Origin of the sequence: Chitinophaga sp. 22620, assembly GCF_052044405.1 — a bacterium.
In the GTDB taxonomy this organism is placed as follows: Bacteria; Bacteroidota; Bacteroidia; order Chitinophagales; family Chitinophagaceae; genus Chitinophaga.
This window is the reverse complement of sequence record NZ_JBQEMV010000003.1, coordinates 624,958-648,743: the sequence shown is the minus strand read 5'-3', so window position 1 is coordinate 648,743 and position 23,786 is coordinate 624,958. Positions and strand designations below refer to the sequence as shown.

At 55.6% G+C, this 23,786-nt stretch carries 18 protein-coding genes; 5 read left to right on the top strand and 13 right to left on the bottom strand.

All coding sequences use genetic code 11. From position 1 onward, the window contains the following. Nucleotides 1–40: 40 nt before the first annotated feature. The 7 genes from ACTJIK_RS18090 to ACTJIK_RS18060 form a co-directional block, all read right to left on the bottom strand. Nucleotides 41–3,205 (bottom strand): DUF2723 domain-containing protein, encoded by a 3,165-nt coding sequence (locus tag ACTJIK_RS18090; RefSeq protein ID WP_440648652.1) that lies wholly within the window; start codon nucleotides 3,203–3,205, stop codon nucleotides 41–43. 182 nt (nucleotides 3,206–3,387) lie between these two features. After that, nucleotides 3,388–3,684 (bottom strand): putative quinol monooxygenase, encoded by a 297-nt coding sequence (locus tag ACTJIK_RS18085; protein WP_440648650.1) that lies wholly within the window; start codon nucleotides 3,682–3,684, stop codon nucleotides 3,388–3,390. Further along, nucleotides 3,684–4,508: an SAM hydrolase/SAM-dependent halogenase family protein gene (locus ACTJIK_RS18080; protein WP_440648648.1), complete on the bottom strand. Its 825-nt coding sequence runs from the start codon at nucleotides 4,506–4,508 to the stop codon at nucleotides 3,684–3,686. The genes ACTJIK_RS18085 and ACTJIK_RS18080 overlap by 1 nt, the downstream gene beginning before the upstream one ends. Before the next feature lie 129 nt (nucleotides 4,509–4,637). Continuing rightward, the gene (locus tag ACTJIK_RS18075) at nucleotides 4,638–5,453 is read right to left on the bottom strand and encodes an SDR family oxidoreductase (protein WP_440648646.1); all 816 of its coding nucleotides are present in this window, start codon (nucleotides 5,451–5,453) and stop codon (nucleotides 4,638–4,640) included. Nucleotides 5,454–5,542: 89 nt separating this feature from the next. Continuing rightward, nucleotides 5,543–6,697, bottom strand: coding sequence for an efflux RND transporter periplasmic adaptor subunit (locus tag ACTJIK_RS18070; protein ID WP_440648644.1), 1,155 nt, complete (start codon nucleotides 6,695–6,697; stop codon nucleotides 5,543–5,545). Between the two features lie 2 nt (nucleotides 6,698–6,699). Next, nucleotides 6,700–11,064, bottom strand: a complete 4,365-nt coding sequence (locus ACTJIK_RS18065; protein ID WP_440648642.1) for a CusA/CzcA family heavy metal efflux RND transporter — start codon at nucleotides 11,062–11,064, stop codon at nucleotides 6,700–6,702. Between the two features lie 88 nt (nucleotides 11,065–11,152). Continuing rightward, on the bottom strand, nucleotides 11,153–11,470 hold the full coding sequence (locus tag ACTJIK_RS18060; RefSeq protein ID WP_440648640.1) for a DUF6660 family protein: 318 nt from the start codon (nucleotides 11,468–11,470) through the stop codon (nucleotides 11,153–11,155). A 109-nt stretch (nucleotides 11,471–11,579) separates the two neighbouring features. On the opposite strand from ACTJIK_RS18060, the gene ACTJIK_RS18055 reads away from it, so the two are divergent. Then, nucleotides 11,580–12,026 carry an SRPBCC family protein gene (locus ACTJIK_RS18055; protein ID WP_440648638.1) on the top strand — a complete coding sequence of 149 codons (447 nt, stop codon included), beginning with the start codon at nucleotides 11,580–11,582 and terminating at the stop codon, nucleotides 12,024–12,026. On the opposite strand, the gene ACTJIK_RS18050 is transcribed toward ACTJIK_RS18055, so the two are convergent. The 5 genes from ACTJIK_RS18050 to ACTJIK_RS18030 all read right to left on the bottom strand — a co-directional run bounded on the left by ACTJIK_RS18050 (nucleotide 12,014) and on the right by ACTJIK_RS18030 (nucleotide 16,070). Continuing rightward, nucleotides 12,014–13,225 carry an RNA polymerase sigma factor gene (locus ACTJIK_RS18050; RefSeq protein ID WP_440648636.1) on the bottom strand — a complete coding sequence of 404 codons (1,212 nt, stop codon included), beginning with the start codon at nucleotides 13,223–13,225 and terminating at the stop codon, nucleotides 12,014–12,016. The genes ACTJIK_RS18055 and ACTJIK_RS18050 overlap by 13 nt on opposite strands. 10 nt (nucleotides 13,226–13,235) lie before the next feature. Next, complete coding sequence (locus tag ACTJIK_RS18045; RefSeq protein WP_440648634.1) at nucleotides 13,236–13,580, bottom strand: YciI family protein; 345 nt, start codon at nucleotides 13,578–13,580, stop codon at nucleotides 13,236–13,238. 168 nt (nucleotides 13,581–13,748) lie between these two features. Further along, nucleotides 13,749–15,038 carry a DEAD/DEAH box helicase gene (locus tag ACTJIK_RS18040; protein ID WP_440648632.1) on the bottom strand — a complete coding sequence of 430 codons (1,290 nt, stop codon included), beginning with the start codon at nucleotides 15,036–15,038 and terminating at the stop codon, nucleotides 13,749–13,751. Nucleotides 15,039–15,307: 269 nt separating this feature from the next. Next, a complete protein-coding gene (locus ACTJIK_RS18035; protein ID WP_440648630.1) occupies nucleotides 15,308–15,706 on the bottom strand; it encodes a hypothetical protein in 399 nt (132 codons plus the stop codon). A gap of 10 nt (nucleotides 15,707–15,716) precedes the next feature. Then, the gene (locus tag ACTJIK_RS18030; RefSeq protein WP_440648628.1) at nucleotides 15,717–16,070 is read right to left on the bottom strand and encodes a hypothetical protein; all 354 of its coding nucleotides are present in this window, start codon (nucleotides 16,068–16,070) and stop codon (nucleotides 15,717–15,719) included. A gap of 162 nt (nucleotides 16,071–16,232) precedes the next feature. On the opposite strand from ACTJIK_RS18030, the gene ACTJIK_RS18025 reads away from it, so the two are divergent. From ACTJIK_RS18025 to ACTJIK_RS18015, 3 genes are all read left to right on the top strand, one after another. Further along, the gene (locus ACTJIK_RS18025; protein WP_440648626.1) at nucleotides 16,233–16,913 is read left to right on the top strand and encodes a hypothetical protein; all 681 of its coding nucleotides are present in this window, start codon (nucleotides 16,233–16,235) and stop codon (nucleotides 16,911–16,913) included. 150 nt (nucleotides 16,914–17,063) lie between these two features. Then, a complete protein-coding gene (locus tag ACTJIK_RS18020) occupies nucleotides 17,064–19,403 on the top strand; it encodes a family 10 glycosylhydrolase (protein ID WP_440648624.1) in 2,340 nt (779 codons plus the stop codon). Between the two features lie 94 nt (nucleotides 19,404–19,497). Beyond that, a complete protein-coding gene (locus tag ACTJIK_RS18015; protein ID WP_440648622.1) occupies nucleotides 19,498–20,766 on the top strand; it encodes a DUF5690 family protein in 1,269 nt (422 codons plus the stop codon). Here ACTJIK_RS18015 and ACTJIK_RS18010 read toward each other — a convergent pair. Continuing rightward, entirely contained in the window at nucleotides 20,746–21,108 is a 363-nt protein-coding gene (locus tag ACTJIK_RS18010) for a DUF1304 domain-containing protein (RefSeq protein WP_440648620.1), read from the bottom strand. The genes ACTJIK_RS18015 and ACTJIK_RS18010 overlap by 21 nt on opposite strands. A gap of 182 nt (nucleotides 21,109–21,290) precedes the next feature. Between ACTJIK_RS18010 and ACTJIK_RS18005 the strand changes: the two genes are divergently transcribed. Further along, complete coding sequence (locus tag ACTJIK_RS18005; RefSeq protein WP_440648618.1) at nucleotides 21,291–23,720, top strand: ABC transporter permease; 2,430 nt, start codon at nucleotides 21,291–21,293, stop codon at nucleotides 23,718–23,720. Nucleotides 23,721–23,786 lie beyond the last annotated feature (66 nt).

Sequence of the window (23,786 nt, the reverse complement as noted above, 5' to 3'; positions counted from 1 at the left end):
CATTACCGGGAGCTTTTTATATGTTCCAATTTGAACCTGATTACTTATTACTGTCCTGGGCGGGCGCCGGGGCTGGCACGGTATTGATCTGGCCGCTGCCAATTTCGCCGCGGCGGCTGGTATCGGCGCCGAGGTCTGTTTTCCATTGTTTCAGCATCATCATAAAACGTTCTGCGCGCTGCGCATCGTCCTGCAGGTCGTTGGTGAACTTGTTAGCAGGCAGGGCGCGGTAGTAGCGCATCTGCTGCTCCAGGTCCTTGATGATCTGGCCGGAGATCTCTTCCGCTTTTTTATTGTCGCCCGCGATGTAATACGCGTATACGATTTCCATGCTCCACAGGTTGTGCATATTGCCGGGGGAGGTCATGGCGTAAGGCATATTGCCGGGCAGGAACACTGAATCCTGGCGGTGCAGCAGCTTAAGGGCTTTTTCTTTGTCGCCTTCTTTCACCAGCGCCACGCTTGCTTTGGTGTAAGCGTTGCGGATGGTTTGCAGCATGCGGCGGTTAGGCTCGTCGAAGTACACGCCTTCGATGTTCACGCTGCCGTATACGAACTTGTTCATGAGGTTTTCGTACATGCGGCGGGTGTTCACCTGGTCGTTCAGGCCTGGCAGCATTTCGTCTGACGGCAGCCTGCGCGTGGGCACAAGGCGGTAGGTCAGGCCTTCAACAGAAAGGAATTCGTTGAAACCAAGGTCTACCGGTCCGGTGAAATAGATCGGGCGTTTGAACGCATTGGTGGCAATGATGTCGTACACGGCCAGGTCGTTCTTGTAGATCACGTCTTTCGACACTTCAAACGGCACCTGCGGGGCAATGCGGCCGCTGTCCAGGATGTCTACCGTACCGTTCTTCACGGCTTCGGCTGCGTCTACCGGTATAAAGAGGCGTTTGGACGGCAGGTAGTTCACGAACTCCCCGTTCTGCAGCTGCACTTTGGCGGCCGGGTTGTCCTCACCCAGGAAGTTGATCACTTCCTTGAGGTTGTAGAAGCGGTCCTGCGGCACTTTGCCGTTGTCGTAGTGCATCACGTAATTGCGGTTCTCGCCGCGGTATTTGTCCGCGCTGAGCGTCATGGCAATGGCCGGGCTGTTGTTGGTGGCTTTGGTCTGTTGTTCAATGTACCAGTCCACACCCAGCAGGCTCAGGTTGATCACCCTGATATCCGGGCGGATGCCTTCCACTTCCTGCGCATACCACAGCGGGTAAGTATCGTTGTCGCCTACGGTGAACAGGATGGCGTTCGGCGCGCAGGATTCAAGGTAGTCGCGCGCAACATCCCTTGCCAGCACTTTTTTGGAACGGTCGTGGTCATCCCAGCCCTGCTGCGCCATGAGCACAGGCGCTCCCAGCATGCACAGCACGCCGGCTATCACACCGGGCTTGGGAAGCTTGGGGGCTTTTTTCAGGAAGAACTGGTAGAGGCTCAGCACGCTCAGGCCGATCCAGATCGCGAAGGCGTAGAAGGAGCCTACATAGGCGTAGTCACGCTCGCGGGGCTGGTTGCCTGCCTGGTTGAGATATAATACGATGGCGAAACCGGTGAAGAAAAAGAGCACGCCAACAATGAGCGCGTCTTTTTTATGACGGTTGTAATGGAAAAGGAAACCGATGATACCGAGAATGAGCGGCAGGAAGAAGAAGGTATTGTGCGCCTTGTTGTTCTTCAGGCTGTCCGGCATCATGCCCTGGTCGCCGTAGAGGAAGCTGTCTATGAAAGGTATACCGGAAACGGTATTACCGTCCCTCGGGTTGCCAAAGCCCTGCGTATCGTTCTGGCGGCCCACGAAGTTCCAGCCGAAGTAGCGCAGGTACATGAAGCCTACCTGGTAACGGATAAAGAAGCTGATGTTATCGCCGAAGGTAGGCGCTTCGCCGTCCCTCAGGCCGAGATGCGCTTTATAGAAATCGGCGTGTCCCTGGTCGTTGCTGGCGTCCCACACGCGGGGGAACAGCATCATGTCTTTGGGATTGTAAACAGGTACCTGTTTTTTACCGACTACAATGTATTCTTTGTTGCCGCGGGCGTAGATGTTCCCTTTCTCCTCATATTTTTCGGGGCGCGCGGTGAACACCTGGCCGTAGATCAGCGGGAAGTCGCCGTACTGCTCACGGCCGAGGTAACCTACGAGAGACACCGGGTTGTCTACGTTATACATATCCACCGTAGGGTTCGCGGAGGAACGGATCATGGTGGTTACGTAAGTGGAGTAACCCATGAGCACGAAGAAAATGGAGGAATTGACCAGCTGCACTGCCCGTTTCATGCCCGCGCCGCTCAGTTCTACGCCGAACAGTTTCAGCATGTAGGGGATGAAGAGCACGGCGGCGCCGATCACGAAGCGCAGCACGCGGATGCCGCCGCTGTCGCCGTCTGCAAACGCCGGGAAGATGATCAGGGAGGAAACGATGATCAGCGGCGCGTAGAGGCCGATCTTGCCGGGTTTGAAATAACCGTATACCAGCAGGGCGATGATGGCCAGGAAGTAGAAGGTGAAACCGGAGAAGAACGGCAGGCCCAGGCTGTTCACGAAGAACACGTCCATCATACCGGATACTTTAATGGTATCCTGTATAATGAATTTCTGCACCAGGCCGGTGATCACGCAACCGAGCACGAACGCCCAGAAAGCGCCTTTCACGGATACGTTCTTGCCGCGTTTGAAGTAATATATGAGCACCATCGCGGGAATGGTGAGCAGGTTCAGGAGGTGGACGCCGATGGAAAGCCCCATCATGTAAGCGATGAAGATGATCCAGCGGTCGCCGTATTTGGTGTCCGCTTCATGCTCCCATTTCAGCATAGCCCAGAAAACGAGGGCGGTGAAGAGGGAAGACATGGCGTATACCTCGCCTTCCACAGCGGAGAACCAGAAAGAGTCGGAAAAAGTATAGGCCAGCGCACCTACCGCGCCGGCAGCCATCACCACGTGGATCTGTTTTTGGGTGAGCTCCTCGCCGTTCTTGCTGAAAATGCGGCGGGCGAAGTGCGTGATGGTCCAGAATAAGAACAGGATCGTGAAACCACTGGCCAGGGCGCTCATGATGTTGATGCCGAGCGAAGCTTCGGAAGGTTTGAAGGGCAGGGTGAAGATGCGGCCCAACAACACGAACAGGGGGGCACCGGGGGGGTGGGGCACCTGTACTTTATAGGCCGCGGAAATGAACTCCCCGCAATCCCACAGGCTTCCCGTGGCTTCCATGGTCATTAAATAGACAGTACAGGCAATAATACACACTATCCAGCCCGTAATGTTATTAATCCGGTTAAAATACATAAGGTTGTTTTAGATAATTCCGACAAAAATAGAAAAAGTAACCAATTAAGCTAATGTGAGCAACAGTTTTAACTTTTTATAAATACTTTAACTTTTTACTGCGCTTTTTATTGCAGCCGGGGCGTTTTATCGTCCAGGCTCCAGGCCTCGGGTCTGCCTGTAAACCAGCCTTTAATGCCCGCCCATACTTCCGCAAACAAAGGGGAGTGGCGGTAATGGTCCAGGGACTCCGGCCCGTCCCAGATGCTGTAGGTGAAATAAACGCCGGCATGGCTGCGGTCTTTCCACAATTCCAGGTGGCTGCAGCCGGGGTAGTGGCGGATGGCTTCCTGTCTTTCGGCAAAAAGGGTCTCAAAATCGGCGCCCCGCTCGGGGGCCATGGTAAGTTTCACGATGCGGATCATTATTCGAACAGGATTCTGACGGTTTGGTAGAAGGAAAGCTGCTGGTAGGCGCCCTGCTGCAACTGGTCGCGGCGGAAGCCCTGCAGGCCGAACAGACCGGCTGCGTTCCCTTTGTTCACGGCAATTTCAAGGTAACCGGCGGAGTTGAAAAGCGCCAGCTTCTGGCCCTCAGGCACGTCCGCGTAGGTTTCGCTGATCTGCGTGATCATTTCGTCGCGGCGGAACAGGATGGCGAATTTGCGGTTCCTGCGCTGCTCGTCGAACTGCCCGCGGGTGATGTTCACCACCACGTTCTCGAAATTGTCGATATGCAGTATCTGCCCTTCGATATAATCTTCCCCGGTAAGGGGCTGCAGGTTGTTTTTAATGGTGATCTCGCTGGTGAGCGTGCCGGTTTCGGAAAGGGCGGCGCCTTTCGTGAGGCGGGCCAGGGCCCTGGCCATCACCGCCACCATGTTCAGCGTATTGCGGTTCTCGGCGGGGTCCAGCGGAATGCGGTATACCTCGGCGGGCATTTCCCCGGCTATCATGGTGAGCAGGCCATTGTCTGCGCAGAGGATGAACTGGTTGTTGTGACGGCCCAGCAGCAGGTAATCCGCTTTGCGGTCGAACAGGTTGTTGAGCACCAGGTGATAGGTTCCGTCAGGGAAGTAACGGAAGGCGCTGCGGCAGATGTAGGTGGCCTGCGGCAGGTTGAAGGGGGAAATGTGGTGGGAAATGTCCACCACCTGTGCATCCGCGCAATGTTGCAGCAACAGCCCTTTGATGGCGCCTGTCAGGTAATCCTGCAAACCAATGTCAGATGTCAGTGTGATAATGGGCATATCTAATAGAGCCGAAGCTGTAAACCACAGGGGTGTTGTAAAATCCTGTGCAAAGAAAATCAATTATTCAGTGTAAACGTGCAAAAGAGCGATAAAAAAAGGGATGCATAACAAAATGAGGACCAGTTTTCAGGCTTCGAGGGGTGAGCCGGGCTCTTTCCTGAAATGGTTGAACACCAGCCTGTCTGCCCAGGCGGGGAACAGCCTGCTGAGCAGCACGGTGAGCCTGCCCTGGGTAGTGAGTATGAGGGTGCGTTTCCGCTGGATGATGGCGCGCAGCGTATGGCGGGCCACATCTTCGGCGCTCATCAGCTGGTCTTCTTTCAGCGGGGTCTCTTTCTGCGATTGCCCGGTTTTATCGAGCGCGGTGTTCCGGATGTTGGAGGCGGTGAAGCCGGGGCATACCCACATCACGTTAACGCCTGTATGGAGATTTTCGGTGCGGAGGGCTTCCAGGAAACCCTGCATCGCAAACTTGGAAGCGGAATAACCGGTGCGCCCCGGAAGGCCGCGGTAGCCGGCGATGGACGAAACGCCCACGATCGTGCCTTTGTTGGCGATGATGGACGGAAGGGCGAATTTGGTGCAGTACACGGCGCCCCAGAAGTTAATGTCCATCAGGGATTTAAGCACTTCCAGGCTCGTGTCTTTGAAAAGGGCGCGCATGCTGATGCCTGCGTTGTTGACCAGCACGTCTATTTTACCAAAGCGGTTCAGGATGCTGTCTATGAATGCTTTGCATTCTTCTTCGCGGCTCACGTCCGCCACGAAGGTATGCAGCGCATCGCTGCCTGCTTCCGCCGCCAGGGCCTCCAGGGCTTCCCGGTTGCGGGCGCACACGGAAACGCTGGCGCCCGCCTGCAAAAATGCAATGGCGAGGGCTCTTCCTATGCCGGAAGAAGCGCCGGTGATAACGACAGAATTATGCTGGAATACGCTTTGCATCCCGCAAAAATAACGTGAAGCACCCCAATAGAAAAATTTATTGCAGGCTAAAAAAACAGAGCCTGCAATAAATCACCGCGAAAAACGGGTCAATGGGCATGGCCTTCTTCGCCGCTGTTCATCATTTTAGCCATCAGGTCGTTGGCGCCTTTCGCGGCAAACCGCGCACCGGCGGGCGTTCCTTCGGGCAATATCACTTCCGTGTACCCGTTGCCGCTGATGCCGGCGCCTACTTCCAGGCGTTTGAAATGATGAGGTTCTTCTTCGGCCATGAACACGTAGTATTTGTCCCCTTCCATCACGATGGCTTCATCGGGCAGGGAAGGCACTTCCGCCGCGCCGGTTTCCACCCAGGCCTTAAGATAGGTGCCGGGCATCATCTCCTTGTCTTCCCGGTCCAGGTGGCAATGCACGCGGATGGTGCGGTCGCTGTCTATTTCCCGGCCAATGAGATGGATGGTGGCGGTGCGTTCTTCTGTTTCGTTGGACAGCACAAAGCGCACCTTGCGCCCGATCTTCAGGCGGGGAATGTCTTTCTCGAACACGGTCAGCTCGGCGTGCAGGTGTTCGGTGTCTACGATTTCGAACATGGGCTCGTTCGCATTCACAAACTTCCCGATGTTGGCGTTCACCTTCGTTACGTAGCCGCTGATGGGCGCTATCACGGGAATGGCGCGGATGATCGTGCCTTTTTCGAGGTTCGGGATGGCGATGTTCATGAGCAGCAGCTTCTGGCGAAGCCCTTCCATGCGCACTTTCAGCGTACGGTGGTCTGCCTCTGTTTTCTGAAGCGTCTTTTTAGCGGTCACGTTCTCCCGGCTCAGTTCCTGCTGCCTTTCCAGCTCCTGGTCCAGGAAGCCCAGCTGCGCTTTTGTTTCCAGGTAATCCTGCTGCAGCTGGATATAATCGGGATGTTCCATTTCCGCGATCACCTGTCCTTTTTTAACCCAGAAACCTTCCAGCAATTGGGTGTTGCGCAGGATGCCGCCGAAAGGCGTGGAAATGCTGAGCATCTGTTGCGGCGGCACGTCCAGCATGCCGTTCACTTTGATGGAACCGCTGAGGGAACGTTTTTCCACGACCGCGGTTTGCAGGCCGATGGTGCGGGCCTGCGCGGGCGTCAGCTCCACGACGGATTCTTCATGATGCGCTTCGGCGGCCGTGCTGTCGGCCCCGGAAGGTTTGGATGCGTTGCCGCAGGAAACAAGCGCGGCGGCGAAAAATATGATCAGTAGTCGTTGCATGTTCATTCAGGTTTGTTGCCGGCCAGGTATTGCAGGTGCAGGATACGCTGGTTGTAGTTATTGATCGTTTCAAGATGCTGCTGCTGCACGCCCATGGATGTGCGCAGGTTCTGCAGGTATTCCACATACCCGATCTCCCCGTTGGCGTAGGCTTTCCCGGCATGACCGATCATCAGGTCCGTTTGCGGCAGCAGGGAGGTTTCGTAGTATTGAAGGGATTCCCTGTATTTGAGGGTTTCCTGGAGACTTTCGTTGTACATGCCGGAGTAGTTGTGCTGCTGCTGCTCGTAGCGGAAAGCCGCTGCCTGGCGGTGCATGCCCGCGGCTTTGATCTTCGCTGCCTGGGGCCTGAACCACAAGGGGATGGAAAGGCCTGCTTCCAGCCCGTTAAACCGATTACCCGGATTGGCCAGCGGCATGCCGGAAGCATTCAGCGGCGTGCCGTTGAGCGTTTGCGTGAAAAAGCCGACGGTGATATCAGGCAGGAGGCGGTTCTTTTCCACCTTCTGCTGCTTTTCCGCTACCACGGCCTGCTGCCGGTACCAGAGCAGGCCCGGGTTCTGCGCCACGGCGGCGGAGTCTGCAGCATCCATGCTGAGCGCGCGCAGCGGCTCTTCCTGTATGTTCACGGGCGCAGCGGCATTCATGAGCGTTTGCAGGCGTGTAAGGTACAGCCGCACGTCCGCCTTCACCTGCTGCAGCTGTGTGCGCAGCTGTTGCTGCTGGTTTTGCGCGGAGGTTTGTTCCAGCAGGTTGCTTTCGCCGGTGCGCAGCTTCACGCCGGCGGCCTTCACGAAGCGGGCATACACCGTGTCCTGCTCTTCCAGCTTGTGCTGCAGTGCCAGCAGGTATTGCAGCTGGTGCCAGGCGCTTTTCACCTGGAAAATGAGATTGTTCTTGTCTGAAGCCAGCTGCAGCTCGCTGCTTTTCACGTTTTCGCCGGCAAGACTGCTTTGCGCGCCCAGCAGGGTCGGGAAAGGTATCTTCTGTGATATGCCGATGTTGTTATCGTTTTTTACGTAGCTGTTGTACTGGCCGTATTGCAGGCTGAGCTCCGTTTTGGCGATCTCCGGCGCGGCTGCGCGCAGCTGGTGGCCCGCATTCACGTCCATCTGCGCGGCCTGTATGCCGCGGTTCTGCTGAACGGCGGCGCTGATGCATTCAGGCAGGCTGAGCGGTTTTTCCTGCGCTCCTGCGGAGAATGGGAGCACCAGCAATGGCAATAACATCAACTTGTTCATATGACCTGTTTTTGACCTGATCTTTTCGAAATACAAATAGAACACCGGCAGCACCAGCAAGGTGAGCAGGGTGGAGGTGACCAGCCCGCCGATCACCACGGTGGCCAGCGGCTTCTGCACTTCCGCGCCGGCGCTGCCCGAAAGCGCCATGGGCAAAAAGCCCAGCGATGCCACGGCAGCGGTCATGAGCACGGGCCGCAGCCTTAGCCGTGTTCCTTCCAGCACAATTTTTTCCAGGTCCGTCATGCCTTCATTTTTCAGGCGGTTAAATTCCGCGATCAGCACGATGCCGTTCAGCACCGCCACGCCAAAGAGAGCGATGAACCCCACGCCGGCGGAAATACTGAAAGGCATGCCGCGCAGCACAAGGGCAAACACGCCGCCGATGGCGGCCATGGGAATGGCGGTGAAAATGAGCAGGGACTGTTTCACTGAACCGAACGTGAAGAAAAGCAGCAGGAAAATAAGCGCCAGCGCGATAGGCACGGCAATGGATAAACGCCGCTGCGCTTCCTGCAGGTTCTCGAACTGCCCGTCGTAAGTGATGAAATACCCCGGCGGCAGCTTAATGTCGCGGGCTATTTTTTCCTGCACTTCTTTTACGACGCTGGCAATATCCCTGCCGCGCACGTTGAAGCCGGTGATGATCCTGCGTTTGGCGGCTTCGCGCTGTATCTGGTTGGGGCCGGGGGAGTAGGTGATCTCCGCCAGCTGGTCCAGCGGCACCTGGTGCCCGTCGGGGGTGCTCACGAATACGTTCCGCACGTCGCTGATGCTTTCGCGGCTGGATTGGTTAAAACGCACCACGAGGTCGTACCGCTTTTCGCCTTCGTACACCTGCCCGGCGCTTTGCCCGGCAAATGCGGCATTCAGCGCCTGGTTGGCGGTGGCCACGCTCAGGCCGTATTTAGCCAGTTGAACGCGGTTGAGGCGCACAACGATCTGCGGCAGGCCGGTGATCTTTTCCAGGTAAAGGTCTTTGGCGCCTTCGGTTCCGCTCACGATCCTGCCCACCTGTTCGCTGAGACTGGTGAGGGTTTGAAGGTCTTCGCCGAATATCTTCACGCCCACATCCTGCCTTACGCCTGATATCAGCTCATTGAAGCGCAGCTGGATGGGCTGGGAAAACCCGAAGCTCACGCCGGGAATGGCTTCAAGCGTTTCCTGCATTTTACCCACCATTTCTTCGCGGGTGGAAGCGGAGGTCCATTCGCTTTTTTCCTTCATCAGTACCATTACATCCACAGCTTCCATGGGCATGGGGTCCGTCGGTATTTCGGCGGAGCCGATCTTGCCCACCACTTCCTTCACTTCAGGATATTCCTTAAGCAATAATTGTGATGCAAGGTTGATCTTGTCTATGGACTCGGACAACGACCGGCCGGTGCTCAGGCGCATTTCGATGGCAAGGTCCCCTTCTTCCAGCGTGGGTATAAACTCGCCGCCTAAACGGAAAAAGGTAACAAGGCTGGCGGCGAACAGCAGCAGGGCCACTATGGCCGTCAGCGTTTTCCTGCGCAGCGTGCCGCGTATCACGGGACTGTAACGGCGCTGCAGCCAATCCATCATCCTGTCTGAAAAATTGCGTTTGTGCTCCACGTTTTTGCTGAGGAAAAGTGCGCTCATCATTGGCACATACGTGAGCGATAAAATGAAAGCGCCCAGGATGGCGAAGCTCACGGTTTGCGCCATGGGCCTGAACATTTTCCCTTCAATGCCTACCAGCGCAAGGATGGGCAGGTATACGATGAGGATGATGATCTCCCCGAAAGCGGCGGCATTCCTGATCTTGCTGGCCGAGGTGTACACTTCTTCGTCCATCTGCTTTTGCGTGAGCCTTTTCAGGGGGCTGAGGCCCAGGTGATGCATGGTGGCTTCCACGATGATCACTGCGCCGTCCACGATCAGCCCGAAGTCGATGGCGCCGAGGCTCATGAGGTTGCCGGATACGCCGAACACGTTCATGAGGCTGATGGCAAACAGCATCGCCAGGGGGATCACGGAGGCCACGATGAGCCCGGCGCGGAGGTTGCCGAGGAAAAGGACCAGCACGAAGATCACGATCAGCGCGCCTTCTATGAGGTTCTTGCTCACGGTTCCCAACGCACGGCCCACGAGGTCGCTGCGGTTGAGGTATACTTCCAGCTCCACGCCGTCGGGCAGCGACCGGCGGATCTGCTCCACCCGCTTTTCTACGCTTTTTACGACGGTGCTGGCATTTTCATTCTTGAGCATCATCACGATGCCGCCCACGGCTTCGCCGCTTTTTTTACCGTCCGCGTGAGTGAGCGCGCCGTAACGGACGGCTTCGCCGAAGCGCACTTCGGCCACATCGCGCACCAGCACGGGAAAACCTTGCGAGGTACGGGAAACGACGATCATGCCGATGTCTTCCAGCGAGCCGATGAGGCCTTCGCTGCGGATGAAATAGGTGTTTGGCTTTTTATCGATATACGCGCCGCCGGTGTTCTGGTTATTGTTCTCCAGCGCGGTGAACACATCGTTGATGCCGATGCGGTAACCGGCCAGCTTGTCCGGGTCCAGGGCTATCTCGTACTGTTTCAGCCGGCCACCGAAGCTGTTCACCTCCGCCACGCCGGGCGTGCCCAGCAATTGCTGGCGCACCAGCCAGTCCTGTATGCTGCGCAGCTCCATGGCATTGTATTGTTTTTCAAAGCCGGGCTTCGGGTGCAGCACGTACTGGTAAATTTCACCCAGGCCGGTGGAAATGGGCGATACTTCAGGATCGCCGATGCCGGGCGGGATGCGGCTTTTGGCTTCGCCCAGCTTTTCGTTCACCTGCTGGCGCGCCCAGTAAATGTCCACATCGTCGTGGAATATAACGGTAACCACGGAAAGGCCGAAGCGGGAAATGGAACGGATCTCTTTCAGCTCGGGAATCACGGCCATGGTTTGCTCCACGGGGAAGGTGATCAGCCGTTCCACCTCCTGCGGCGCAAGGGAAGGGCTTTGCGTGATCACCTGCACCTGGTTGTTGGTAATGTCCGGCACAGCGTCCACCGGCAGGCGGGTGAGGGAATACACGCCCCAGGCAATCAATGCCAGGGTCATCAACCCGATGATCAGCTTGTTTTGTATCGAGAACCTGATGATCTTATTCAGCATTATTAAAAACAGGATTTAACGGCGCATATGCACGTCAATACAGCGTATGGCCATATACGTTAAAAAGGGTTGGTCTGCACGAAGATGATCAGGAAAAACGGGGCGGCTGCCAGGGAATAGCGGTGAAGTCCGCCGCAGGGGGACAGATATACATATCCGGGATCTCAGCCAGGGGTATAGGCCGGGAAAAGAATACGGTGGTAACGGGGATGGTGATGGTCACTGCGCAGCAGTAGCAGGAGCAGAAGGGCGAGCACAGGTCAACGCCGGCTTCCTGTTCGGTGATGGGCATATGAATGTAAGCCATGGTCTCCTTCCCGGAATCGTCATGCACATGCCCGTCCGCACAGGGCGTGCCTGAACAGAGAATGATCCATATGCTTAACAGGAAGCAGAGCGCTTTCATACCCGCGAAGGTAATTAAACCTGCGGGCCCTGCATAATGTATTTTTACAAACCGGTTGCAAAAAGGACCGGTTTTTGTTGTTCATATTCCTGTACAAACGCGGAACCATATGTTACAGGACTTTGTAGTGAATAAAACGACAGATATTGCCGCCCCGGTGCCTGAAGTGTGGAAATTCATCACCACCCCGGCGGGTATGAAGGAATATCTTTTCGGCACCAACGCTATCAGCGACTGGAAAGTGGGCAGCCTCATCCGGTTCACCGGGGAGTGGGAAGGGAAGCCGTATGAAGACAAAGGCACGATCGAAGTGCTGGATGAAAACAAGGTATTTGAGTATACCTATTACAGTTCTTTCAGCGGAGTGCCGGACCAGTCGGAGAACTACACGCTGGTGCGCATGGAACTGGAACCTATCGAGACAGGCACGCGCCTCACCGTCAAACACAGCAATTTTCCGAATGAGACCGTGTACCAGAACAATGAAAAACATTGGGAGCTGGTGCTGGACACTATCAAAGAAAGAACTGAAAAGGCCCGCAGTCAGGGCGTTTGAAGGCATGCTTTGATCTTCCCGCGAATGAACGTTTCTTCCTCCGGCGAAGGCTTGCCCCATAAAGCTTTGCGATAATGCTGCAAAGCAAGCGGTTTATTATCTCCGTCCATATAAATGCGCGCCATGCTGCAATGCAGCAGGTGGTGATGTTTCATGAAAGGTTGCTGTTCCAGTGCTTTCATCATATCTAAAGCAACTCTTGTTTGTCCTGCGAAATGCAGCGCCACAGCCTGGTTTAGCCTTACGAAAGGAGAGGGGGCCATTTCTTCCAGCTGCGCGTAGAGGTTCGCGATCTGCTGCCAGGGCGTTTGCGCGAAGCCCGGGGCGATGGCGTGCAGGTAGGCGACAGAAGCCTCTATAATGTAAGTGGACGGCGCAGGCACGGTGCTGGCCTGTTTCAGGTAATCCGTCGCTACTTTGATCATATCCCGGTTCCATAATTGCCTTTGCTGTTTTTCAAGCTCCAGCAGCTCGCCGGCCTCGTTCGTGCGTGTTTCCCAACGGGAGAGCTGGAAGAGCATCAGCGCATACAGGGCTTTGGCGTCGGGCACGGAAACCCTTGCGCGGCGGATCACTTCGCGGGTCAGGCTGAGCGCGTCTTCGCAGAGGCGTTCTTCCCTGATCTTCCATCCTTCGGTAAACACGACGTACAATACTTTCAGCGCAAGGTCCACCTTGCCCGCGCTCCACCATACAAACCCGCTCCTGAAAGCGATATCGCCGCTTTTGAGCTGCTGCCGCTGGCGGTAGATGATCTTCGAGATACTGTCTGCTTCCGTGGCCAGCAGCGCGGCGATCTGCTGCACCTGGAGGCCGAACACGTAACGCAGCGCGGTAACCAGCTGCACTTTGGCGGCAAAGCGCGGGTGCATGCAGGCAAACAGGAGCCGGAGCAGGTGAAGGTCGCCGTCTTCATTTGTTGTGGCTGCAACGGGATCGGCGGGCAGGTGCTCCAGCGGCACATGGCCCTGCCTGCGCAGCCTGAAGCGCGAAGCCTGGTTGCGGATGGCGGCATAAAGCCATGCATCCGGTTTTTCAGGTATGTTCTTTCGCCAGGCGGCAGAGGCCGCGGTAAAGGCTTCCTGCACCAGGTCTTCCGCGTCGGAAAGCTGCAGGCTGCTGTAACGCAGCAGCAGGTGGCTCACCATTTTCCCGAAGTGAGCGCGGTAGAGCTGCTGCAGGAGCCCGGTCAATTGCATGGAATCAGTTTCACTCATGTACCATCAAAGGTCTTACTTCTATCGCTATTTCTTCGTCTGTCACTGAAGGGCAGGCGGCGGCGAGGGCGGCGGCTTCTTCCAGGCTTTCCGCCTGTATGAGCATATAGCCGGTAACGCTCTCGCGCGATTCGGCGAAAGGCCCGTCCGTTGCAATATGCGCCTTCTTTACGTACCGTACGTCCGCTTCCAGCGGCTCGCCGCCCAGCAGGTTGCCCGAGGCAGCCAGCTGCTCGGCCCAGCGGGTCATCTTCGCAATGTCCGCCTGCATTTCGGCTTCGGTCATGTTCTTCATGCGCTCCAGGTCTTCCCGGATCAGTAACAGGAACTTTTTCATGGTGTGTCTGTTTTTTAAATATAGTACCATCCGCAGCAAAAATCCGGACAGGCTGCGTCAATTTTTTTTATTAATATTTTCTAGGAGGGGAGAAGCCGGGACATGAATTGTTATCTGCCTTCACCGGTGCGGGGAGGTACAGCATAAAAAAAAGCCATAAGAATGATCTTATGGCTTTCTATCCGGTCTGTTTGGATTTGAGTTCTGTTTGTTTGGATTCGGCTTGAAGTTCCTGCGTTTCCCGTTCTTCGGCTTGCCTTTTCCGCCTCCGCCTCCTCCATGGCCGCCTCCGCCGCCGCGGAATTTCGGCTGGTATTCGGGCGCGGGGCCCAGTTCGGGCGGTACCGCCGCTTTGGTAACCGCGTGGCCCAGCAGCTGCTCGATGCGGGAAAAACGGCCCTGTTCCTTGGGACTGATAAAAGTATATGCAGTTCCGTCGGTGGCGGCCCTTGCAGTACGGCCAATACGGTGGATGTAATCCTCCCCGTCGTTGGGCACGTCGTAATTGATCACCAGGTCTATATCCTCAATATCGATACCGCGGCTCAGGATGTCTGTCGCCACGAGGATGTTCAGTTTTTTATTCTTGAAGTTCAGCAGCGTCTGCTCGCGCTCGGCCTGCTCCAGGTCGGAATGTATCTCGTCTACGGAGAACTTCGCGCGTTTCAGCACCTGGGTCAGCTGCTTCACATTCTGCTTGCGGGAGCAGAAAACGATCACGCTTTCTTTCTGCCTGCTGCCAAGAATATGCTTCGCCAGCGGCACTTTCTGTTCTTCAGTAACAACATACGCTTCCTGTTTGATCCTTTCCGGCGGTTTGGAAATGGCGATGTTCACCTGTTCCGGGTTGTTGAGGATCTTCAGCGCCAGCTTCCGCATCTTGTCGGGCATGGTGGCGGAGAAGAGCAGCGTTTGCCGTTCTTTCGGAAGGAAAGAGATGATCTTTTCGATATCATCGTGAAAACCCATGTCCAGCATACGGTCCGCCTCGTCCAGCACCAGGTATTTAAGGCCTTCCAGCTTCACGTAGCCCATGTTGAGGTGGGCGATCATGCGGCCGGGAGTGCATATCACGATATCCGCCCCGGAGGAAAGCGCTTTTTTCTCGTTAGCGAAAGAAGCACCGTCGCCACCGCCATAAACAGCAATGGAGCTGATATTGGTGAAATAAGACATTCCTTCCAGCGCCTGTGCGATCTGAACAGCCAGCTCCCTGGTGGGAACGATGATCATGGAATTGATCTGGTGCGCGTCGTGCGTATGTGTAAGGAGGTTCTGAATGGTGGGGAGCAGAAAGGCGGCCGTTTTACCGGTTCCCGTTTGCGCAGAGGCGATGAGGTCCCTGCCTGATAAAATTATGGGGATTACTTGCTCCTGTACTGGTGTAGCGGTTGTATAGCCCATCGCATCTATGCCGTCCAGTAAATCGTCGTCAAAATCAAATTCGTGAAAATACAATGTATATATACTTTTGTTAATATAGGTAATATGTAAAGATAACGATAATCTCGCACTGGCGGGCAGGTTTCCTGAATTTTCAGGGGATCGGGCTATTCGTGCAGGCTTTTGCGGGAGTAACCGCCAGGCTGCCGGTGAACGGAAATCGGCCGCTGGCGGAGGTTTGGCGGCAACGCCTGGCCGCGATGGGAAGCGGGGAACGGAAAAGCCGGTTGTTGGCGGGCAACCGGCTTCCTTTGAAAAGGCGGGCAATTCCCGCTGGACCGTTTCTAAGGCTGTGACCTTAGCTGGGCGGCCGCTTCAGCCAGCCTCATTTTTTGCCGGGCCACTCTTCTGCCACGGAAGAAGAGGTAAAGATTGAGGAAAAGCATGATGCCCAGGTACACGCAATACCCGCCGATCTTGGTGCTCAGCAGCTCCAGCATGGTGCGCGTCTGGTTAATGTCCGTGCCGATCGTCATGATATAAAAAGCGCAGCCCAGGTTGAGCAGGTAAAACCCCGTTTCGAAAAGGCGGTTGGTAGCCCCGGCTATATCGGTTTTGCCACCGAAAATGTCGAGCATGAATACTTTACTGTTCCTGAACAGGATATGCGCCACATACCAGGTAAGCACAATAACTACGGGGAGGTAAATGAGATAGGCGAGGAAGTTGAATGTTGTTTGCATGATACTGCATTTATAAATGAGTGAATGTATTTTTCCTTTTGCTGAAAATGTAAATCGCCGCCATATTGCAATAATGGATCACCGAAAGCGTAAGAATGATGCGGGCGGTCATCCGCGTGATGCTCTCCAGCAGCCCGGTATAGGTTGTAATGGTTTCCCAGGTGCTGATCATGAGCGCGGCATAACCCAGGTTGAGCAGGTAATACCCGGTGAGCAGGATGCGGTTGATGGCGTCGGTAACCCCAACGTCCTGCCGCATAAGATTGAGGATAAAAAGCCTGCCGTTGCTATAGAACCGCCTGCCCACCCATATGGTAATGAAACCGGTGATGATGAAATAGATGAGATAAGCCAGCGTGTTCATAGGTTGCTGTTTGACGATACAAATCTATTATAAGATTTTGAAATTTCAAAACATTCTGAAAGATTAATATTGTTAACTCCGTTCCGCGTAGGTTTTTATCCGTTTGGCGTACCTGCCGGTAGCCGGGAGTATCCGATCTTTGCGGCGACAAAATGAATTGAAATGAATAAGTTAACCCAGTTGTTTACCGGGCTTGTGTGTGTAACGTTGCTGCTCGCCGCATGCAGCAAGCGGATCGAAAAGGCCAGCCCGGCCCCGGAAGAGACCATCACCCTCCCCAATACGAAAGCAGGCCTCGGCGCTTCCGCGGAAGTTCCCGTTGGCGCGGATTACAAGCTGCCCAAAGGCGTCAGTGTAGTACGCAATGAAATTAAAGGCTACGATTACCGCAGCTGCGAGTGCCAGGCCAGCCAGGAGCATTGCGCCATCGGCGCCGGGGAGCTGGTGCGCCTTTGCCTTCGCCTGCGCAATCATACGGCCGCCCCGGCAACGGTAACGCTGCCCGCAGGGCTCATTTTTATCTCGGAGAACAAGGCCACGCAAAACGGCCTGCTGGCGCGCAGCGAAACGCTTACCATTCCCGCGGGCGCCACCGTAGCTTACAACCTGTCGCTGTTCTGCCTCAATGCAGACCGTAAAGTGACTGTTTCGGGAGACCGCTACCGCATCGGCCCTGTTACCCGGGATGCGGACCTGGTGACCGTGATGCTGACGCTCGGCGAAAAGGCCCTTGCGGACGAACATAGCAAAGCCGTAGCCCAGGAAGCCATCTGGGAGGTGACGAAAGGAAATGTGCTGACCGCCGCGCAGCACAGCAGGATAGCACAGCTTCCCCATAGATAGTGCGGGTCCGTATATTGGAAATGGCAGGGGCCGTCTTCGCAGGAAGGCGGCCTTTTTTTCGCAGAAAACAGGGGAAAGGATAACGGTAACAGTCCGCCAGTTGCTCTTATACTGGAAACGATCCTGTTATTCAACCAAAATCATTCCCCAATGCCTCGAATTCTACGTATCCTGCTGCTTTGCAGCCTGCTGCCGCTGGCAACGTCCGCGCAAAAGTCCCTCAAAAGAGAGCTGCGCGGCGCCTGGGTGGCCACTTTTACCGGCATAGACTGGCCGAACAGAACACAGACGCCCGCCCAGCAAAGGGCCGCCTTCATCACCATCGCAAACCATCACAAGGCCACCGGCATGAATGTGCTGTATGTACAAATGCGCAGCCAGTGCGACGCCATGTATCCCAGCGCCATCGAGCCCTGGAGCGCGGACCTTACAGGCCGCCAGGGCGTTGCGCCCGCCGAGCCCTGGGACCCCATGGCTTTTGCTATCGAAGAATGCCATAAGCGGGGCATGGAATTCCACGCCTGGCTGAACCCTTACCGCGCGGCGAGCAACAGCGCGAACATCCCGAACTTCGCGGAGAACCACGTTACCCGGGCGCATCCCGAATGGCTGCTGAGCCAGGGCATCCTGCGGGTGCTGGACCCCGGCCTGCCTGAAGTGCGCGACCATATCATGCGCGTGATCACCGACATCGTGCAACGCTACGATGTGGACGGCATCCACTTCGACGATTATTTCTATCCACCCGCCGCACCGGCCGGTACTACGCCTTATAACGACGATTCCACTTTCGCGGCCTACCCGCGCGGCTTTACCGTGAAGGCAGACTGGCGGAGGGATAATGTGAACCTGCTCATACAACGTGTATACGACAGCATCAAAACCATCAAGCCCTGGGTGAAATTCGGCGTAAGCCCTTCCGGCATTTACCGGAACAGCACCAATCCCGCCATCGGCACGCCCACCTCGGGGCTGGAGCATTATACCACGCTGTTTGCAGACACGCGCCGGTGGCTCCAGGAAGGCTGGGTGGACTACATCATGCCGCAGGTATACTGGTGGATCGGGCAGCCCGGCGCGAATTACGGGGCTATCGTTCCCTGGTGGAACAACCAGGCCAATGGCAGGCATATCTATATCGGGCTTGCCGGGTATAAAGTGGGCGACCTGGCGCAGGGCGCGGCCTGGCAGGATTCCACGCAGATACCGCGGCAGCTGAGAATGAACCGCGACAGCGCGCATGCCCATATTTTCGGGCAATCCGTTTACAATACGAACAGCCTGCGCAACAACCGCAAGAACTTCCGCGATTCGCTGCGCCTGCATTTTTATGCAAGGCCCGCATTGCTGCCGGCCATGCCCTGGCGGGACAGCATTGCGCCCATTGCGCCGGAAGCGGTTAACGCCAACCCCGCGGGCGATAATGTGCAGCTTAGCTGGTCGCACACCGGCGACCCGGCGGACCAGCTGAACCGCGCCAGGCAATTCGTGATCTACCGTTCGGAAGACCCTGTCGTGAATACAGATGCGATGGAGAACATACTCGCCGTTACCGATACGGCCGCCACTTCCTTCACCGATACGACCGCATTGCCCAATACCACTTACTACTATACGGTTACCGCGCTGGACCGGTATCACAACGAAAGCGTTATTTCCAATCTTTCCGCCAACCTGCCGCCGGAAATACTTTGCCCGGGAGACCAGCAGCTGAACGGGGATGCAGATTGCTCGGCCCTGTTGCCGGACTATCGTTCCCTGGCGATCATCAGCGATCCGGCCGGCGTAAGCCTGGCGCAGTTTCCCGCGCCCGGCAGCAGGGTGCAGCACAACAGCCCGGTGCAGATCATCGCTACCAATGCAGGCGGCAGATCGGATACCTGCATCTTCGCCATACAACTGCGCGACACCGTGCCGCCGCAGATATCGGACATAGCGGTGACCCCGTCCATCCTGCCCGTTCCGGACAACAGGCTGCACACCGTGAGCCTGCAATACCATGTAAACGACTGCAACGCCGTGAGCAACACGATCAGCATCACCAGCAACGAGCCGGACTATGGCACGCCGGACTGGGAGATCGTGAACGATCATACCGTGAAGCTGCGCGCAACGCGTAACCCGCTGGGCAATGGCAGGTTCTACACCATCACCGTTACGTCAACAGACGCATCCGGTAATGCAGACACCGCCACCGCGCAGGTGCTGGTACCAGGCAACAAACCCTGGACACATGGCGATGGCCTTGCAGTGACCGCGCTTCCCAACCCGGCCTTCCACCAGTTCGTGGTGGTGATGGCCAGCAAACACCCGCAGCCTATTACGCTGAGAGTGTACAACAGCAACGGCGCGCTGGTTGAAACACGCGGCAACATTGCGCCTAACACCACCATATTGCTGGGCGGCAATTACAACGCAGGCATCTACTACCTGGAGATCATCCAGGGCAACAGGCGGCAGATATTGAAAGTGATGAAGCTCGGACATTGACCGGGTGAATTGATAAACCTGCATACCACAGGGCCGTTTGCACATGCAACGGCCCTGTTTTAATTACGGATTTAACAACGTATCTTCCGGGAGTATGCGTTTTACCCGTCGTGAAATAGGCGTGGCACTGTTTGCCGCCTTCACCAGCTTCTCTGCTTATACCGCCATCTTTGCATTCCGTAAAGCCTTCAACGTAGGGGCTTTCGGCGGGCATACCCTTTTCGGGCTGGATTATAAAACAGTGCTGGTGGCCACGCAGGTGTTCGGTTATATGCTGAGCAAATTCTACGGCATCCGGTTCATTTCAGGTATGAAGCGCGTGAACCGGCACTGGCTGATACTGGCGCTGGTTGGCGTTTCGTGGCTGGCCTGGCTTTTATTCGCGTTCATTCCCCCGCCTTATAATTTCTGGTGTCTGTTCCTCAACGGCTTCCCGCTGGGCATGCTGTGGGGCGTGGTGTTTTCGTACGTGGAAGGAAGAAGGACCACAGACCTGATCAGCGCGGCGCTGGCGGTGAGTTTCATATTCGCTTCGGGGTTGGCCAAGAGCACGGCTCAATGGGTGATGAACGCATGGGGAGTAACGGAATACCAGATGCCTTTCGTGGTGGGCTGCGTGTTTATGCCGGCCCTGCTCATTTTTGTGTTCCTGCTGGAAAAGATACCGCCGCCCACCGAAGCGGACAAGGTGCAGCGCATGGACCGGAAACCCATGACCGGCGCGGAACGCAGCGCTTTATTAAAACGCTTCTGGCCGGGGCTGGCGTTGCTGGTGCTCATCTACATCCTGGTAACGATCCTGCGCGAAGTGCGCGACAGCTTTATGGCCGATATGTGGCGGGATTCCGGCGCGGTGTTCGAGCCGGGCGTGTTTGCGCAGACGGAGACCATCATTTCGCTGGTGATACTGGTGGTGATAGCGGCGATGATATGGCTGCAGCATAATTTTACGGCATTCATGCTCACGCAATGGATCATGCTGGCCGGTTTCGCGCTGGCGCTTACCGTTACTTTCCTTCACGGCCGCGGCCACACGGCCATGTATACCTGGATGCTGCTCACCGGCCTCGGGCTTTACATGGTCTATATTCCGTTCAACAGCATTCTCTTCGACCGCTTCATTGCCGCATTCCGTTTTGCGGGCAACGTCGGTTTCCTGATATATCTCGCGGATTCTTTCGGTTACCTCGGAAGCGTGGGCGTAATGCTTGCCAAATCTGTTTTCCGGGTGCAGGCCAACTGGCTGGACTTCTATATGCAGCTCGTGGTCATTACCGGTTTTACCGGGCTGGGAGGCACCGTGCTGAGCATGGTGTATTTCAGGAGGAAATACCGCCGCTTCTTACAGCAGCCAGATCAGTAATAAGGTGATCAGCGCGGGCAACGCCTGTACGATAAATATCTTTTTACTCGCGGTAAACGCGCCGTAAATGCCGGCGATGGCCACGCATACGAGAAAGAACACCGCTACGTGCTCCTGCCAGGCCGGGTCGCCAATGAGCAGGCTCCATACCAGCCCGGCGGCGAGGAACCCGTTGTACAGGCCCTGGTTGGCCGCCAGCACTTTGGTCGGCTTGAAAAGATTTTCAGGGATGGTCTTGAAGATCTTCGGTGCGCGGGTTGTCCAGGCAAACATTTCAAGGTATAAAAAGTAAAAATGCAGCAGGGCGATGAGCCCTATGAGCGCAAGGATAAAAGCGGCCATGGTCATTGGTTTAATCTTATTCAATATAATGGAAACAGGCGGTAATTGTTCAGAATCGGACAGGGGCTGTATTGTAACCGGACATATTTTCGCGTTTTAAACCTTTCTTTTCCTTCAATATCAATCAATTGCATTTTTGACCTGTTTTTTGATAAAAGATGGGCTATATAAATTTCCGCCCTATGTTCTTCAACTCCTTCAAGATAGCTTTCCGCTCCCTGCGAAGAAAGCTTTCATTTACCCTTTTGAACGTGACCGGCCTGGCTGTGGGTATCGCGGCGGCGCTGCTGATATTCGTGGTGATAAGGCATGAGCTGAGCTATGAAGACCATCATTCGAAGAAGGACCGGATCTACCGGGTGGCCTCCCTGGGGTTCAGCCGCAGCAATGGGGAAATGGTGATGACGAGTACCGGCGTGCCGTTGATATTGCCGCAAACTTTCCGCAACGATTTCCCCCAGCTCGAAAAGGTGGCCGCCACATGGCACCTTGGCCAGGGGCAGATCTATATTCCGGGGAAGAACGGGGAGCCGGAGAAGCGTTTCCTGGAACCTGATGGCAGCCTGATGTGGGCGGAAACCAGCTTTTTCAGCATATTCGACTATACCTGGCTGGCAGGCAACGCCAGCGCCATGACGAGGCCTAATACCGCGGTAATCAGCGAAAGCATCGCGCGGAAATATTTCGGGAAGCCGGAGCAGGCCATGGGGCGTACGATCCAGCTGTTCTCATTTCGTGTACCCTTTGAAGTGACCGGTGTGTATAAAGACCCGCCGAACAATACGGACCTTCGTATGAGGCTTGCATTTTCTTATCCTACTTTTATCGCGGATACGAAGTTTACTTCCGAGGAATGGAGAAATGTCAGCGGCAACTCCGTTTGTTATGTGCTGCTGCGGGAAGGGCAAAAGGTTGCCGCTTTGCAGCAGCAGCTTCCGGCATTCGTGAAAAAATATTATAACGAAGATGCAAGGAATACGGCCAATACTACAGAGCTGTTATTGCAGCCATTGAAAGATATCCATACCAGCAAGTTGCTGGGACCTTTTTATGGCACGAAGTTCACCAGCCGAGAGCTGTTCACCCTTGCGATGATCGGGGTGTTCCTGCTCGTGGTGGCCTGCATCAATTTCATCAACCTGGCCACCGCCTTGTCTGTAGGCCGCGCCAAGGAAATAGGCGTGCGTAAAGTGCTGGGCAGCAACCGCTGGCAGCTGACGCGCCAATTCCTCGTTGAAACGGCTTTTGTTACATTCTTCGCCATTGTGCTAAGCCTGCTGATGGCCGCGGCAGTGTTGCCCCAACTGGAAAGGATCACCGGCGGCAGGCCGCTGGACATTGCATGGGGAAGCACGATCCTGTTCCTCTGCCTTCTGGGCATTGTGGTAACGCTACTGGCGGGCTTTTACCCGGCTATGGTAGTAGCGGGATTCAATCCGCTGGCTGCGTTGAAGAACCGCATCAGCGCCCGGAGCATTGGCGGCATTTCGCTGCGGCGGGGGCTCGTGGTGATACAGTTCGTGATCGCGCAGCTGCTGGTGATTGGCACGTTAGTGGCCATTCAACAGATGAAATTCTTCCATGAAAAACCCGTTGGGTTCGACAAGGAGTCTATGCTCATGGTAGAATTGCCGAACGACAGCGCGCTGGCCGCCAAGTACCCCCTGCTCCGTGAACGCATGAAAACTATACCGGGCGTGGAGGCTGTCGCATTTTGCATGGAAGCGCCTTCCGCCTTGTGGAGCTGGGGAGCGGAGTTTTTCTTCAACGGCAAAACGGAGATGGAATCTTTTATGGTCTCCCGCCAGTTCGGCGATACGGCCTTTCTCCATACTTTCGGCATACCGGTTGTTGCAGGCCGGCAGCCATTCTACAGCGATACGGTGCGCGAAATAATGGTCAACGAAATGTTCGTGAAAAAAATGAACCTGCCCAACAACGAGGCTGTGCTGGGTAAACGCCTTTCTTTCCACCAGCAGAAAAACCTGGAGATCGTAGGCGTGGTAAAGGATTACGCCAACCGGTCCTTCCGGGATGCCATTACGCCTGTGGTGATCACGATGGACAATAAGACGATCTCATTCATGGCCCTCCGCCTCCGCCCGCAGGATATGCCTAAAACGCTGGCCCGCATCGAAAAGGAATTCACCGGTGTATATCCTACTTACCTGTATGATACGAAGTTCCTGGACCAGCGGATCGATAATTATTACAGGGCAGAGGCGCAAACGGCGCTGCTGTTCAGGATATTCGCCGTGCTCGCCATTTTCATTTCCTGTCTTGGTTTATACGGCCTCGTGTCTTTCATGGCTGTGCAGAAGCAGAAGGAAGTGGGCATCCGCAAAGTGCTGGGCGCTTCCGTACGGAGCATCGTGCTGCTGTTTTCAAAAGAATTCACTTTACTGATCGGCGTCGCCTTCCTGATCGCTGCGCCGCTGGGGTATTATCTGATGAATTCCTGGCTGGAAGGCTTCCATTATCACATTACGATCGGCTGGGGCGTTTTTGTGCTGGCGGTAGGGTTATCGATCGTTATTGCCTGGGTTTCCGTAGGTTATAAAGCGCTCCGTGCGGCACTGGCCAACCCGGTGAAAAGCCTGCGGGCGGAATAGCGGATTGGTAGCGAATGAGCAGGCGCTTGTTTCAAATTGAAAAACAATACTTTGAAAAAGGAATGC

Excerpts from the sequence above, each read along its gene's own strand:
- ACTJIK_RS18090 (WP_440648652.1), bottom strand. The coding sequence starts at position 3,205 with ATGGAAGCCACGGGAAGCCTGTGGGATTGCGGGGAGTTCATTTCCGCG.
- ACTJIK_RS18085 (WP_440648650.1), bottom strand. The coding sequence starts at position 3,684 with ATGATCCGCATCGTGAAACTTACCATGGCCCCCGAGCGGGGCGCCGAT.
- ACTJIK_RS18080 (WP_440648648.1), bottom strand. The coding sequence starts at position 4,508 with ATGCCCATTATCACACTGACATCTGACATTGGTTTGCAGGATTACCTG.
- ACTJIK_RS18075 (WP_440648646.1), bottom strand. The coding sequence starts at position 5,453 with ATGCAAAGCGTATTCCAGCATAATTCTGTCGTTATCACCGGCGCTTCT.
- ACTJIK_RS18070 (WP_440648644.1), bottom strand. The coding sequence starts at position 6,697 with ATGCAACGACTACTGATCATATTTTTCGCCGCCGCGCTTGTTTCCTGC.
- ACTJIK_RS18065 (WP_440648642.1), bottom strand. The coding sequence starts at position 11,064 with ATGCTGAATAAGATCATCAGGTTCTCGATACAAAACAAGCTGATCATC.
- ACTJIK_RS18060 (WP_440648640.1), bottom strand. The coding sequence starts at position 11,470 with ATGAAAGCGCTCTGCTTCCTGTTAAGCATATGGATCATTCTCTGTTCA.
- ACTJIK_RS18055 (WP_440648638.1), top strand. The coding sequence starts at position 11,580 with ATGTTACAGGACTTTGTAGTGAATAAAACGACAGATATTGCCGCCCCG.
- ACTJIK_RS18050 (WP_440648636.1), bottom strand. The coding sequence starts at position 13,225 with ATGCAATTGACCGGGCTCCTGCAGCAGCTCTACCGCGCTCACTTCGGG.
- ACTJIK_RS18045 (WP_440648634.1), bottom strand. The coding sequence starts at position 13,580 with ATGAAAAAGTTCCTGTTACTGATCCGGGAAGACCTGGAGCGCATGAAG.
- ACTJIK_RS18035 (WP_440648630.1), bottom strand. The coding sequence starts at position 15,706 with ATGCAAACAACATTCAACTTCCTCGCCTATCTCATTTACCTCCCCGTA.
- ACTJIK_RS18030 (WP_440648628.1), bottom strand. The coding sequence starts at position 16,070 with ATGAACACGCTGGCTTATCTCATCTATTTCATCATCACCGGTTTCATT.
- ACTJIK_RS18025 (WP_440648626.1), top strand. The coding sequence starts at position 16,233 with ATGAATAAGTTAACCCAGTTGTTTACCGGGCTTGTGTGTGTAACGTTG.
- ACTJIK_RS18020 (WP_440648624.1), top strand. The coding sequence starts at position 17,064 with ATGCCTCGAATTCTACGTATCCTGCTGCTTTGCAGCCTGCTGCCGCTG.
- ACTJIK_RS18015 (WP_440648622.1), top strand. The coding sequence starts at position 19,498 with ATGCGTTTTACCCGTCGTGAAATAGGCGTGGCACTGTTTGCCGCCTTC.
- ACTJIK_RS18010 (WP_440648620.1), bottom strand. The coding sequence starts at position 21,108 with ATGGCCGCTTTTATCCTTGCGCTCATAGGGCTCATCGCCCTGCTGCAT.
- ACTJIK_RS18005 (WP_440648618.1), top strand. The coding sequence starts at position 21,291 with ATGTTCTTCAACTCCTTCAAGATAGCTTTCCGCTCCCTGCGAAGAAAG.